Below are 13,378 nucleotides of genomic sequence, written 5' to 3'. Positions count from 1 at the left end.
AAGAACAACCCGGTCCTCATCGGTGAGCCCGGCGTCGGTAAGACGGCGGTCGTCGAGGGACTGGCGCAGAAGATCGTCAAGGGGGAGATCCCCGAGACGCTCAAGGACAAGCAGCTGTACACCCTCGACCTGGGCGCCCTGGTCGCGGGCAGCCGCTACCGCGGTGACTTCGAGGAGCGCCTCAAGAAGGTGCTCAAGGAGATCCGCACCCGCGGTGACATCATCCTCTTCATCGACGAGCTGCACACGCTGGTCGGCGCGGGGGCGGCGGAAGGTGCCATAGACGCCGCTTCCATCCTGAAGCCCATGCTGGCCCGGGGTGAGCTGCAGACCATCGGTGCGACCACGCTCGACGAGTACCGCAAGTACCTGGAGAAGGACGCCGCGCTGGAGCGCCGTTTCCAGCCGATCCAGGTGGACGAGCCCACCACCAAGCACACCATCGAGATCCTCAAGGGTCTGCGCGACCGGTACGAGGCCCACCACCGGGTCTCCATCACCGACAGCGCCCTCGTGGCCGCCGCCCAGCTCGCGGACCGCTACATCAGCGACCGCTTCCTGCCGGACAAGGCGATCGACCTCATCGACGAGGCCGGTTCGCGGATGCGCATCCGTCGGATGACCGCTCCGCCGGACCTGCGCGAGTTCGACGAGAAGATCGCCAAGGTGCGCCGCGACAAGGAATCGGCCATCGACGAGCAGGACTTCGAGAAGGCCGCGTCCCTGCGCGACGACGAGAAGCAGCTGCTCAACAAGAAGGCGCAGCGGGAGAAGGAGTGGAAGGCCGGCGACATGGACGTCGTGGCCGAGGTCGATGAGGAGCTCATCGCCGAGGTCCTGGCCGCGTCCACCGGTATCCCGGTCTTCAAGCTGACCGAGGAGGAGAGCTCCCGTCTGCTGCGCATGGAGGACGAGCTCCACCAGCGGGTCATCGGCCAGGAGGACGCCATCAAGGCGCTTTCGCAGGCGATCCGCCGGACCCGAGCGGGTCTGAAGGACCCCAAGCGTCCCGGTGGTTCGTTCATCTTCGCCGGCCCGTCCGGTGTGGGCAAGACCGAGCTGTCCAAGACCCTCGCGGAGTTCCTCTTCGGGGACGAGGACGCGCTGATCCAGCTGGACATGTCCGAGTTCATGGAGAAGCACACGGTCTCACGGCTGTTCGGTTCGCCTCCCGGCTACGTCGGTTACGAAGAGGGCGGTCAGCTCACCGAGAAGGTGCGCCGCAAGCCGTTCTCCGTGGTCCTGTTCGACGAGATCGAGAAGGCCCACACCGACATCTTCAACTCGCTCCTGCAGGTGCTGGAGGAGGGTCGTCTCACCGACGCCCAGGGTCGCAACGTCGACTTCAAGAACACGGTCATCATCATGACGACCAACCTGGGTACGCGTGACATCTCCAAGGGCCAGGCCATGGGCTTCGCCAAGGAGGACGACGCCACCACCAACTACGAGCGGATGAAGGCCAAGGTCAACGAGGAGCTGAAGACCAACTTCCGGCCCGAGTTCCTCAACCGTGTGGACGACGTCATCGTCTTCCACCAGTTGACCCAGAAGGAGATCTTCCAGATCGTCGACCTGATGATCACGAGCCTGGACGGCCGGCTCAAGGAACGGGACATGGGCATCGAGCTTCGGCCGAACGCCAAGAAGGTCCTCTCCGAGCGCGGGTTCGACCCGGTGCTGGGCGCGCGTCCGCTGCGTCGCACGATCCAGCGGGAGATCGAGGACCAGCTGTCCGAGAAGATCCTGTTCGGTGACCTCAAGGCCGGTCAGATCGTGGTGATCGACGCCGAGGGCGAGGGCACGGACGCCAAGTTCACCTTCAAGGGTGTGCCGAAGCCCGCCGAGGTTCCGGACACCCCTGAGGTGGAGTCCGCCTCCAAGGGCGAGTAAGGACATCGGCCGGCCGAGCGCCGGTGTGAACGGGGGCATCCCTTCGGGGGTGCCCCCTTTCCCGTGTCCGGGGCATGACGCGGGGTAGGGTGCCCCAGTGTCCTCACCGAATGAGCCCCACCAGAACGGCCCTCAGCGGCCACAGGAACCGTTCGCCGACTCGCACCCGCCCCAGGGTCCGCACGGCGCTCCCTGGCGCCAGGGAGCGCCGCAGGGATACCCTCCTCAGGGTCCTCCGCCCGGATATCCGCCGCAGGGTCCGCCCGGGTACCCGCCGGCCGGCCCGCACGGCTACCCGTACCAGGGACCGCCTCGCAAGGGTGGCGGCGCGCTGCCCTGGGTGATCGGTGGAGCCGCCCTCGCCATCGTCCTGGTCGGAGTCACGGGCCTCGGGCTGTGGTGGGCACTGGGTGATTCCGGTGACGCAGGCTCGGGTGAGAGCGGTGCGAGCGGGGACGGCCAGGGCGAGGTCCGGCTCTATGAGGGTCTGTCCGCCGAGCACGTGGATCCCGGAGAGAGCGTCGACTACGCGCAGCACCCACCGGTCGGCGGCGAGCACTACCCCTTCTGGCAGAACTGTGGCGTCTACGACGAACCGGTGCTGACCGAGGCCGCGGTCCACTCCCTGGAACACGGCACGGTCTGGATCACCTACGACCCGTCGCTGGAGTCCGGCCAGGTCGAACAGCTGGCGTCCCACCACGTGCCCGGATCGTACGTGCTGGTCAGCCCGATGGAGGACCTTCCCGCACCGATCGTGGCCTCGGCCTGGGGCGCCCAGATCCAGTTGGAGGAGGCCTCGGACGAACGGATCGGCGACTTCCTGCGCGAGTACGAGCAGAGCCCCGCGGCCCCCGAGCCGGGTGCGCCGTGCAGCGGTGCCTACGACGGCAACGAGGCCGACTTCGACCCCGAGACCGTCGACGCCCGGATGAACTGACCCCGCCGATCGTGGACCTTGGCCACGTACCGGGATCTTCAGCCGGGCAGGGCGAAACGGCCGTCGCCGAGCGGGTCGACCAGGCCGTCGTCGATGAGCGCGTCCAGGGAACGTTCGCGTTGGACGTGGTCGTCCCACACGGCGTCCAGGGCCGCCTTGGCGACGGGCTCCGTGGAGTCGCGCAGGACGGCCAGGAGTTTGCCGCGCACCTGGCGGTCGGTCCCGGCGTAGGTCTGACCGCGCCGAGGAGGTCCGTCGTAGGCGGGTCGGCCGGCAGAGCGCCAGGCGCACTGGCCGGCGATGGGGCAGTCGGCGCAGCGCGGGGAGCGGGCGGTGCACACCAGGGCTCCCAGCTCCATCACGGCCACGCCCCAGCGGGCGGCCACCGACGGAAGCGGTGGCAGCAGTGACTCGGCCAGGGCGACCTCCGCCTTGGTCTGGGTTTTCGGCGGGTACTCGACCCCGGTTTCGGTCCTGGCCAGGACGCGCCGAACGTTGGTGTCCAGAATGGCGTGCCGCTGCCCGTAAGCGAAGCTCGCCACCGCCGCCGCGGTGTAGGCGCCGATGCCAGGAAGGGCCAACAGGGTGGCGTGGTCGTCGGGGACCTCACCGTCGTGCTCTTCGGTGATGGCCACCGCGCAGGCGTGCAGACGCAACGCGCGGCGTGGGTAACCCAGCCGGTTCCACATGCGAACGGCTTCGCCCGAGGGCTCTTTCGCCAGGTGGGCGGGGGTGGGCCAGCGTTCCATCCACGCCTCCCAGGCAGGCAGGACCCGGACGACCGGGGTCTGCTGGAGCATGATCTCGCTGACCAGGATCGACCAGGGGGAGGCGTCGGGACGACGCCAGGGAAGGTCACGGGCGTTGGTCTCGTACCACGCCAGAACCGCGGTGCTGTAAGGGTTATCGCTCATCTTTAACGGCAAATCGGCGGGTTGAGTGGATGGGTGGCGCACAAAACCGCAATACTACGGCCCATGGCGTCAAGTACCGGACACACCGCACCTGTCAGCAAGGACATCTACTGGAGGCGCAGAGCCTTCGTGCTGATCGGCGTGCTGCTGCTGTTCGCGCTGATCGCCTACGCCTGCAGCCCCTCCGAGAGCGAGAACACGTCGGACAGCAACCAGGCGGGTGTCGAGGACCCCTCGCCCTCTCCCAGTGAGCCCGAGGAGGAGCCGTCCGAGGACGCTTCCGAGGAACCCGAGGAGGACGCCTCCCCGTCGCCGTCCGACGAGCCCTCCGAGGGTGAGGACGAGGAGGGGGACGAGGAGTCCGAGGAGGAGGGTTCCTCCGACGGGGACTCCGCCGAGGTCGCCGCTCCCGAAAAGCCCGAGGACCCCTGCCGTCCACAGGACGTGGTGGTCTCCTTCGGCTTCTCCGAGGCCGACCGGGAGGTGTACGGGGCCGACACCGACCCCGGGTTCAAGGTCTCCGTGGTCAACGTCGGCGAACAGACCTGCACCGTGGACGTGGGGCCGGAGGCGCTCGAACTGATCGTGCACTCCGGAGAGGACCGGATCTACTCCACCGCGGACTGCGTGGAGGGCAAGGCCGCCCAGGAGCGCCGGCTGGAGCAGGGCCGCCCGCACGACTACACGATCACCTGGGAGCGGGACCGTTCCTTCACCGACTGTCGGTCGACCTCGTCGCAGGCCCAGGCGGGTTGGTACAAGGCCAACCTCCGCGGCGATATCGTCAGCGGCGTGGACCAGTTGGTCTTTCAGCTCAAGGCCTGAGGGGCGCGACGGCGGCACACCGGTTTTCACAAACACCACAACTCTTCGCTATCAGGTCACTACGATTCGTGGTGACCTGATCTCGTCGTCGTTGGAGTGAACCCATGAGGACAGCCCTCGGGCTCGTCGCAGCCACCGCCCTCGCCCTCTCCCTGGCCTCGCCCGCGCAGGCCGAGACCACGAGCTATGAGCTTCGCGTCTCTCCCGAGGTCTTGGGAGAGGTCGGGGCCACCGAGACCACGTCGTTCCGTTCGGCGGTCCTGGAGTGTGGACCGGCCGGAGGGACGCACCCCGAGGCCGAGGAGGCCTGTGACCTCATCGAGGAGGCCGGCGGGCGGGTCTCCGACGTCGAGGCCGGTACCGGTGGCGTCTGCACCATGATCCACCGTCCGATGACCGTGGTCGCCGTCGGCGGGGGAGAGCGCTACGAGGAGACCTTCGGCAACGAGTGCCTCCTGCGCGAGGCCAAGGGCGCGGTCTTCGACTTCTGATCGTGGAGGTGGCGCCCCGGTCCGTCAGAACTGGGGTTCCTCGGCGATGGTGAGCTTCGGACGAGCCTGCTTCTTCGGCGCCTTCGGCTTGTCCGGGCCGCCCTTCCTGCGGCTCTTGGCGATCCACTTCAGGGCGTCCTTCAGTTCTTCGGCCTCGTAGATGCGAATGCCGGGGATGGGGTCGCCGAAACCCTTCGGTACGACCGCCTGGGTGAAGCCGAGTCGCTGTGCCTCGGCCACCCGGCGGCGTACCCCCTGGACGGAACGGACGTCCCCGGCCAGTCCGACCTCGCCGATGGCCACGAACCCCTTGGGCAGGGCGACGTCGTTGTGGGAGCCGCCGGCCGCGATGGCCAGCGCCAGGTCGACGGCGGGTTCGGTCAGTTTCACGCCGCCCACGGTGGACGCGTAGACGTCCAGATTGGCCAGCTTCATGCCCGAACGCTTCTCCAACACGGCCAGGATCATGTTCACCCGTGAGGTGTCCAGGCCGGAGGTGGCGCGGCGTGGCGCGGGCAGCGGAGAGGGCGCGACGAGTGCTTGCACCTCGGTGATGAGGGGGCGCCGTCCCTCCAGGGTGACGGTGACACAGGTCCCCGGGGCCGGATCGGTGCGATCGGAGAGGAACAGCCCGCTGGGGTCGGGCAGACCCTCGATGCCCTTGTCGCTCAGCTCGAACACGCCGATCTCGTCGGTGGGTCCGTAGCGGTTCTTGACCGCGCGCAGGAGTCGCAACTGGGAGTGGCGTTCGCCCTCGAAGTGCAGGACCACGTCGACCAGGTGCTCCAGCATCCGGGGGCCGGCGATGGAACCGTCCTTGGTGACGTGGCCGACCAGCACGGTGGCGATGTTGCGTTCCTTGGCGATCTGGATGAGGGCGCCCGAGACCTGGCGGATCTGGGTGACGCCGCCGGGGACGCCGGTCGCCTCGGGGGAGACCATGGTCTGCACCGAGTCGACGATGAGCAGCTTCGGCGCGACCGCGTCCACGTGGGCGGCCAGGGTCGCCACCGAGGTCTCCGCGGCCAGGTACAGCCGTTCGGAGAGGGCGCCCAGGCGTTCGGCGCGCAGCCGTACCTGTCCGGCCGACTCCTCACCGGTCACGTACAGGACCGGCGCGTCGGCGGCGCGCATCGCGGCGACCTCCAAGAGCAGGGTCGACTTGCCCACGCCGGGTTCGCCGGCCAGCAGGACCACGCCACCGGGGACGGCGCCGCCGCCCAGGACGCGGTCGAGCTCGTCCACGCCGGTGGGGACCGCCTCGGCGGTCTCCACGCTGATCTCGGTGATGGGGCGGGCCCTGGCGGTGACGGGAGCGGGGGCGACCGCGCCGGGCGCGGGGGCCCCGGCCTCCTCCACGGTGCCCCAGGCCTGGCACTCACCGCAGCGCCCGACCCACTTGAGGGTGCTCCAGCCGCATTCGACGCACCGGAACGAGGACTTCACTGCTTTTGCCATGGTCGCCACGCTAACGGGTGCCGGTGACACGCGTGGAACGTCGTCCACAGGTGCTCCGCGGGCCGCGGGAAATTCTCGAAAGACACATGAAAGTTACCTACGAGTTAGGCCTTGGATCCGGTAAATCATGTTAGAGAATGTGTGGGGAGTCACTCCCCGGCGGTATCTGGCAACTCCTGTCCCCCCGCTCCCTCGAGAGGAAGTCCCTCGTGTCCCGCTCACACGAATCCCCCACCCCCCACCGTTCCCGCGCCGGACTCCGGCGCCGTCTGGCCCGGGTCGTCGCCCCCGTCGCGATCGCCGCCCTGGGCGTCACGATGGCCTCGGCGCCCGCCGCGGCCGACGAGGTCGAGACCGCCGCCTACTCGCACTACGTGGCCATCGGTGACTCCTTCACCGCCGGTCCGATGGTGAGTGCCCAGATGCCTCTGCTGGGCTGCATGCAGTCGTCCGTCAACTACCCCAAGCGCCTCGCCGAGGAGCTCGGCGTCGAGGAGATCACCGACGTCAGCTGCTCCGGCGCGGTGATGAGCCACCTGTACGAGAAGCAGTTCGATGACACCGAACCGCAGCTCGACGCCCTTCGCCCCGAGACCGACCTGGTCACGGTGGGGATCGCCGGCAACGACTTCGGCTTCTCCGAGATGCTGGTGGAGTGTGCCAAGCAGAGCCTGGGCAACCCGGTGGGCAGCCCCTGTTCCGACCACTACGGCACCGAGCTGGACGACCGGATCGAGGGGATGCGAGGCGAGGTGTCCCAGGTCTACGCCGACATCGCCGAGCGCAGCCCGAACGCGACCGTGCTCGCCATCGGCTACCTCCAGATCATGCCGGAGAGCGGCGGCTGCTGGCCGAGCACGCCCATCGCCCGTGGTGACGTTCCGTTCCTGGACGAGGCGCAGACCGCGCTCAACAGGATGATCGCCGAGGAGTCCGAGGCCCACGGTGCGGTCTTCGTGGACACCTTCGAGCGTGGTCACGACGTCTGTCAGGGGTCGGACACGCGTTGGGTCGAGGGGCTGATCCCCGAGGACGGTGCTCCGGTGCACCCGAACAACATGGGCATGCAGGCGACGACCGACTTCGTCCGTGACGCCCTCGGGGTCCCGAGCCCCTAGTCTGCGGCTCCTCCCACGGTGCTTCGGCGCGTTCGGGCGCCCGGAGGTCGAAAACCTTCGGGCGCCCGAACGGCGGACCCTCGTGGGATTGGCCAGGGGCGGAAGGCTCCTGGTCCTGGTGCTCGGTGTCCCGTGGCCCACAGTGATCGACCCCGGTGGATGATGTTCGGTTGGTACTTCTCTGACTGAAATGTCCGCCGGGGTCAAGCAGTCTTTACCGTCCTTGGGTCACCGATTGAACTACGGAGAGTGACTTGTCGTGATCAATATGTGACCAATGGTGGTGGGTCGGTGGTGAGAGACCCACGTCACAGCGGCGTGGTCCGCCCCGGCCGATCGAGGAGGGTCACCACATGCACCTGCCGCGACACCACGAGCAAACTCGGGCCTGCCGTTCCATCACGGACCCGGAACAGCAGGCCGTCACCGTCGGGGCACACCGTCGGGGAAAGCGGACACTCGTCGTCGCCGCCCTCGCAGCGGCGGCCCTGGCCACCGGGACCGCACCGGCACTCGCCCAGCCCCACCAGCCGACCGCTCCGGTCGCCGCCGCACAGCAGAGCGGACCGGAACGTGTCCACCAGGCACTCACCTCGTCCACCATCGAGAAGGCCATCAGCGCCGCCGAAGCCCAGAAGGGCAAGCCCTACGCCTGGGGTGGCACCGGCCCCAACTCCTTCGACTGCTCCGGACTCGTGCAGCACGCCTTCGGGAAGGCGGGTGTGGATCTGCCCCGCATCGCCCACGACCAGGTCGGTTCCGGAACCCGTGTCTCCTACGCCGACGCCGAGCGCGGCGATCTCCTGTACTGGACCGACTCGGGCGGTTACGCCTACCACGTCGCCATCTACCTCGGAGGTGGACGCATGATCGACGCCCCGAGCTCCGGTGGCAAGATCGGAGAGCGCGCGGTGATGCGCTCCAACCTCGCCGGAGGTGTGCGGCTGTAGCCGCTCCGGCCCCGTCACCCTTCCCGACGGCCGTCGCCCACAGGGGCCACGGCCGTCGACCCCTTTCACGGGGGTGTGCCGGAACGGTCGGGACGAAGGTCCCTCGCCACGCCGCATCGGCGCACCCGGTCGACCCAAGGACGTCGAAAGCGCATACTCTGGGACCTGTGAGCCCTATCCAGGTCCCAGACGCGCCCGTGGTCCTCTCGACGGCGTCGGTCTACCCGGAGAAGACCCCGGCCGCCTTCGAGATCGCCGCGAAGCTGGGGTACGACGGTGTGGAGGTGCTCGTCTCCTCCGACCCGGCCAGCCAGGACATCGAACTCCTCCGGCGTCTCTCGGACTACCACCAGATGCCCGTCACCGCAGTCCATTCGCCCTGTCTCGTCCTCACCCAACGGGTGTGGGGCAAGGATCCCTGGGGCAAACTCGTCCGTTCCAAGGAGATGGCGGAGGCCCTCGGGGCCAAGACGATCGTGGTCCACCCGGCCTTCCGCTGGCAGCGTGAGTACGCCAAGGACTTCGAGATCGGCGTCTCTCGCATGCAGGACGAGACCGACGTGGTCTTCGCGGTGGAGAACATGTACCCGGTCCGGGTGCGCGACCGCGAGGTCGTCCCCTACGCCCCGAGCTGGAACCCGCTCGACCGCGACTACTCCGACGTGACCCTCGACCTGTCGCACACCGCCATGTCCGGTTCCGACGCGATGGACATGGCCAAGCGCTTGGGTGATCGCCTCTCCCACGTGCACGTCACCGATGGCCTGGGCGGCCAGAACCTGGACGAGCACCTCATCCCCGGGCGGGGGACTCAGCCGGTGGCCGAACTCCTCGAACACCTGGCGGGCAATCGGTACGAGGGGCAGCTCGTCCTGGAGGTGAGCACCCGCAAGGCCCCCGATCGGCGGACCCGGATGCGCGAGCTGGCCGAGGCGCTGGCCTTCACCCGACTGCACTTCGCCGGACCACGCGAGCCCGAACCCGCACTGGGCCGCCGTGAGCGGATCGCGCTGCTGCGCCGTCGCCCTCAGACCCCGCCGCGACGCTTCGCCGTGGACGAGGGCGGGGCCGTCGACGACGAGGGCACCGTCGACCCGGACTGAGGCACCCCGCGCCGCGGCCTCGGAGAGGTTGTCCACAGGTTGGGACGTGTGGTCCACCTCGGGCCGGTGGGGCGGTTAGCGTGGAGGGATCCGCAGAGAGGACCCCTTCATGATCGCGATCATCGGTGCAGGCAAGATGGGCGAGGCGCTGCTCGCCGGGCTGTTGGCCAAGGACCACTCCCCGGGGGACGTCCTGGTGACCGAACCACGCGAGGAGCACGCCGCGGAGCTTCGCGCGCGCTACGGGGTCGAGACCGTCCCGGCCGTCGACGCCGCCAAGCGCGCCGACACCCTGCTCCTGGCCCTCAAGCCCCAGGACATGCTCGCCCTGCTGGATGAGATCTCCACGCACCTGACCGAGGACCGACTGGTCATCTCGGTCGCCGCGGGGCTGACCACCGCCGTGTTGGAGAGCCACCTGCCCTCCGGCGTCCCCGTGGTCCGGGCCATGCCCAACACCCCGGCCCTCATGGGGAAGGGGATGACCGCCGTCTCCGGCGGCGCGCACACCTTGTCGGAACACCTGGACCGGGCGGAGGAGTTGCTGAGCACGGTCGGCGAGGTGATCCGGGTCGGCGAGCAGCACATGGACACCGTGACCGCCATCTCCGGGAGTGGACCGGCCTACTTCTACTTCATCGCCGAGACCATGATCGAGGCCGGAGTGGCGATGGGCATGCCGCGCGTCACGGCACAGCGTCTGGTCGGACAGACCATCACCGGCGCCGCCGCCATGCTCGACGGTTCGGGGGAGCACCCGGTGGTACTGCGCGAAGCGGTCACCTCACCGGGCGGGACCACCGCCGCGGCTCTGCGTGAACTGGAACGGCACGGTGTGCGGACCGCCTTCACCGACGCGATCGAGGCCGCGAGGGACCGGAGCAGGGCTCTGTCCGGGAACTGATCACCAGGGGTATGTGACGTAAATCACATAAAAACCCGTAACGGTTCGTGATCGAGGGGCGCTGGAAGTGGCGTCGTATGGGATGCATAAAGTCGGGCAGAGCGGGTGGAACCCCGCCTCCTTCCACCCCGCACACTCCCAGTACCTCCTCCACAGATTCCGGGGCCCCATGACCAACTCTCAACCGCCATCGGACCCTTCCCAGCAGCCCCAGCAGCCCGGGCGGCCCGGGCCGAACACGCCCCCGCCCGGAGCTTCGAGTGGTCCCCAGGTCCCTGGGAACCCCTCCGGCGGCCAGACCCCTCCAGGTCCGAACCCCGGAGGGCAGCCCCCGGCGGGTCCGCCCCCGGCGGGTCCACCCTCGGGCGGACCACCTCCCGGTGGACCACCACCCCAGGGCGGAGCGCCCTCCGGCGGTCAGCCGCCGGTCGGCCCCCCGAACGGTGGACAGCCCGACTTCGGTCCTCCGAGCGGAGGACGTCCGCCGATGGGCGGCCCCACGGGTCCGCCTCCCGGGGGGATGCCGCCCGGAGGTCCGCCGCCTCCCGGGGGGATGCCTCCCGGCGGGATGGGCGCCGGCGGTCTGCCCCCCGGTGGCCCGGGCGGTCCCGGTGGCCCGGGCATGCCGCCGCCCCCCGGTCCCTTCGGTGGTCCCCCCGGCCCGCCGCCCCTGCCCCCGCTCGGCCTGTTCCGATCCAAGTCGGGCCTGCGCGCCGCGCTGCTCAACCTGTCCGGTGTCGGTGCGGGCTACTTCTACCTGCGTAAATGGCTGTTCTTCGGGATCAACGTAGGCGTCACGATCGCCCTCCTGGTCACCGCGGCGATCCTCGGCGCGGCCGACAACCTGCTCGTGTGGGTTCCCTCGCTGCTCCTTTGGATCCTGATCACCGTCGTGCACGGTCTGTTCGCCGGCCGTGCCCACGATCGCCGCCTCATGGGCATCGGACGACAACCCTCCGCCAAGCCCATGCCGATGATCCTGGCGGCCTGCCTGGTGCTGGTGATGGCCGCTTCGCTGCTGGGAGTGTGGCAGGCCGGTGAGTGGCGACTGCGCGTGGCCGACGCGGCCCACGCCAGTGGCGACTGTGACACCGCGATCGACACCTACAACGGGGTCGAGTCCGGGTTCCAGCTCTCCATGTCCCCGAGCCTGATGAACCGGGCCCGTTCCGGTGTGGAGGCCTGTGAACTGCTGCGTCGCGCCCAGGCTGACGTGGCGAACGAGGCCTACGACCACGCCCTGGAGTCCTACACCGAGTACTTCGCGCACCCGTCCGCCCAGTGGGAGGACACTGACGGCAGCGTCGCCGAGGTCCACCTGGACTACGCCTCCCAGCTCGCGACGGAGGCGGACGAGCTGTACAGCGGAGAGGTGACCGAGGAGGTCGAGGAGGCCTTCCGCCAGGCCCAGGAGACCTACACCTTCGTGGCCGAGGACTTCTCGGACACCCCCGCCGCGGGAGAGGTGCCCGCGGCCCTGGTCGACCTGTACGACCTGGCGACCGGCGACTACGCCGACGAGAGCTGGTGCGGGGCCTTCGGTCAGATCGACATGTTCGACGGTCTGAACTGGGACTCCGCGCCCGAGATCGCCGACCGCATCGAGGAGGAGCGTCCCAACGCCGCCCTCAAGTGTGGCTGGGACCAGGTCGACGAGGAGAACTTCGACGAGGCCGAGGAACAGGTCGAGTTCCTCACCGCCGACCACCCCGATCACGAGGCCGACGAGGTCGAGGACCTGGAGCGGCACATCGGTGCCGGTCGCATCGAGCAGCAGATGGACCTCGCGATCATCGTCGGCGAGAGCGACCTGGACGGCACCGCCTGGGAGACCGGTGGCGGCGACAAGGTCAAGGTCCAGTACGTCAACCACACCGACGAGGACATGCGTTTCCTCTACGTCGGGCCGGACGCGGTGCACGGTGAGGTCATCATCGAGCCCTGCGACAGCTGTGACACCTCCTCCGCGCCCACCGACACCTCCTGCCTCAGCGACTCCAACGCGATGGACCTGACGCTGGACCCGGGCGAGTACCGGATCGTCATCGGATCGGTCGACGGTTTCACCAGTCGGCCTCTGCACAACACCATCAAGATGAAGGCCGGGGAGACGTACGCGGACTGCTTCTACATGGAGTGATCCCGAGCGTTTCGCGAGTACGGGGAAACCGACCGGGACCCGCACGAGTCATCGTGCGGGCCCCGGGGTCCTTGGGCGGCCCCGGCTTGCGTACTGTGTGCTTCGGAGCACGCACACCTGGAACGGGGGTCACCATATGGGAGGGCACACGTCCTGCTCGCTTCGGGTGGCATGGGACGAAGGACTCACCACCTACGACTTCGGGGCGCAGCACCCGATGGCGCCGATCCGGGTCGAACTGACCATGGCGCTCAGCCGTGAGCTCGGCGTCTTCGACGGGCCGGGCGTGGACCTGATCGACGTGGAGCCGGCCTCCGACGAACTGCTCTCCCTGGTGCACGACCCCGCCTACATCAAGGCGGTCAAGCGGGCGGGCAAGACCCTCCAGCCCGACGACACGCACCTGCTCGGCACCGTCGACAACCCCGTCTTCCCCGACATGCACGACGCGGCCGCGCTGATCTCCGGCGCCTCGGTGGCCGCAGCCGAGTCGGTGTGGACGGGAAGGAGCGCGCACGCCGCGAACATCGCGGGTGGGCTGCACCACGCCATGCGCGGGCACGCCTGGGGCTTTTGCGTCTACAACGACCCCGCGCTGGCCATCGCCTGGCTGTTGGAGCAGGGAGCGAAGCGGATCGCGTA

The 13,378-nt window shown here is 68.9% G+C and carries 11 protein-coding genes and 1 pseudogene; 10 read left to right on the top strand and 2 right to left on the bottom strand.

Features of this window, described 5'->3' with window-relative positions:
- Both K8V84_RS08735 and K8V84_RS08730 read left to right on the top strand, forming a co-directional pair.
- A partial coding sequence (locus K8V84_RS08735; protein WP_304072797.1) for an ATP-dependent Clp protease ATP-binding subunit occupies positions 1-1,893 on the top strand: 1,893 nt, incomplete at its 5' end.
- Positions 1,894-1,990: 97 nt separating this feature from the next.
- Positions 1,991-2,833: a DUF3105 domain-containing protein gene (locus K8V84_RS08730; protein WP_369696614.1), complete on the top strand. Its 843-nt coding sequence runs from the start codon at positions 1,991-1,993 to the stop codon at positions 2,831-2,833.
- A 38-nt stretch (positions 2,834-2,871) separates the two neighbouring features.
- Here the strand turns inward: K8V84_RS08730 and K8V84_RS08725 are convergent, their stop codons facing one another.
- Entirely contained in the window at positions 2,872-3,747 is an 876-nt protein-coding gene (locus K8V84_RS08725) for an A/G-specific adenine glycosylase (RefSeq protein WP_304072795.1), read from the bottom strand.
- 63 nt (positions 3,748-3,810) lie between these two features.
- Between K8V84_RS08725 and K8V84_RS08720 the strand changes: the two genes are divergently transcribed.
- Positions 3,811-4,572 (top strand): hypothetical protein, encoded by a 762-nt coding sequence (locus K8V84_RS08720; protein WP_304072793.1) that lies wholly within the window; start codon positions 3,811-3,813, stop codon positions 4,570-4,572.
- Between the two features lie 104 nt (positions 4,573-4,676).
- Positions 4,677-5,063 (top strand): SSI family serine proteinase inhibitor, encoded by a 387-nt coding sequence (locus tag K8V84_RS08715; RefSeq protein WP_304072789.1) that lies wholly within the window; start codon positions 4,677-4,679, stop codon positions 5,061-5,063.
- 24 nt (positions 5,064-5,087) lie between these two features.
- Here K8V84_RS08715 and radA read toward each other — a convergent pair whose 3' ends face one another.
- Positions 5,088-6,521 carry a DNA repair protein RadA gene (gene radA / locus K8V84_RS08710; protein ID WP_304072787.1) on the bottom strand — a complete coding sequence of 478 codons (1,434 nt, stop codon included), beginning with the start codon at positions 6,519-6,521 and terminating at the stop codon, positions 5,088-5,090.
- Between the two features lie 209 nt (positions 6,522-6,730).
- Between radA and K8V84_RS08705 the strand changes: the two genes are divergently transcribed.
- The 6 genes and pseudogenes from K8V84_RS08705 to K8V84_RS08680 all read left to right on the top strand — a co-directional run.
- A complete protein-coding gene (locus K8V84_RS08705) occupies positions 6,731-7,639 on the top strand; it encodes an SGNH/GDSL hydrolase family protein (protein WP_304072784.1) in 909 nt (302 codons plus the stop codon).
- 353 nt (positions 7,640-7,992) lie between these two features.
- Positions 7,993-8,589 (top strand): C40 family peptidase, encoded by a 597-nt coding sequence (locus K8V84_RS08700; RefSeq protein WP_304072781.1) that lies wholly within the window; start codon positions 7,993-7,995, stop codon positions 8,587-8,589.
- Positions 8,590-8,756: 167 nt separating this feature from the next.
- Positions 8,757-9,692 (top strand): sugar phosphate isomerase/epimerase, encoded by a 936-nt coding sequence (locus tag K8V84_RS08695; protein WP_304072778.1) that lies wholly within the window; start codon positions 8,757-8,759, stop codon positions 9,690-9,692.
- Between the two features lie 109 nt (positions 9,693-9,801).
- Entirely contained in the window at positions 9,802-10,596 is a 795-nt protein-coding gene (gene proC / locus K8V84_RS08690; RefSeq protein ID WP_304072775.1) for a pyrroline-5-carboxylate reductase, read from the top strand.
- A 622-nt stretch (positions 10,597-11,218) separates the two neighbouring features.
- Positions 11,219-12,736, top strand: coding sequence for a DUF1109 domain-containing protein (locus tag K8V84_RS08685; protein ID WP_304072773.1), 1,518 nt, complete (start codon positions 11,219-11,221; stop codon positions 12,734-12,736).
- Between the two features lie 166 nt (positions 12,737-12,902).
- Positions 12,903-13,378: pseudogene (locus K8V84_RS08680) on the top strand (acetoin utilization protein AcuC); the annotation flags it as partial.

It is taken from the genome of Nocardiopsis listeri (genome assembly GCF_020741345.1).
Taxonomy (GTDB): Bacteria; Actinomycetota; Actinomycetes; order Streptosporangiales; family Streptosporangiaceae; genus Nocardiopsis; species Nocardiopsis listeri_A.
The sequence above is the reverse complement of the archived record's forward strand: the minus strand, read 5'-3'. Positions and strand labels throughout refer to the sequence as shown.

Bases quoted from the DNA above. Each gene is read 5' to 3' on its own strand.
- K8V84_RS08725 (WP_304072795.1), bottom strand. From the start codon at position 3,747: ATGAGCGATAACCCTTACAGCACCGCGGTTCTGGCGTGGTACGAGACC.
- K8V84_RS08720 (WP_304072793.1), top strand. From the start codon at position 3,811: ATGGCGTCAAGTACCGGACACACCGCACCTGTCAGCAAGGACATCTAC.
- K8V84_RS08715 (WP_304072789.1), top strand. From the start codon at position 4,677: ATGAGGACAGCCCTCGGGCTCGTCGCAGCCACCGCCCTCGCCCTCTCC.
- radA (WP_304072787.1), bottom strand. From the start codon at position 6,521: ATGGCAAAAGCAGTGAAGTCCTCGTTCCGGTGCGTCGAATGCGGCTGG.
- K8V84_RS08700 (WP_304072781.1), top strand. From the start codon at position 7,993: ATGCACCTGCCGCGACACCACGAGCAAACTCGGGCCTGCCGTTCCATC.
- proC (WP_304072775.1), top strand. From the start codon at position 9,802: ATGATCGCGATCATCGGTGCAGGCAAGATGGGCGAGGCGCTGCTCGCC.
- K8V84_RS08685 (WP_304072773.1), top strand. From the start codon at position 11,219: ATGCCGCCGCCCCCCGGTCCCTTCGGTGGTCCCCCCGGCCCGCCGCCC.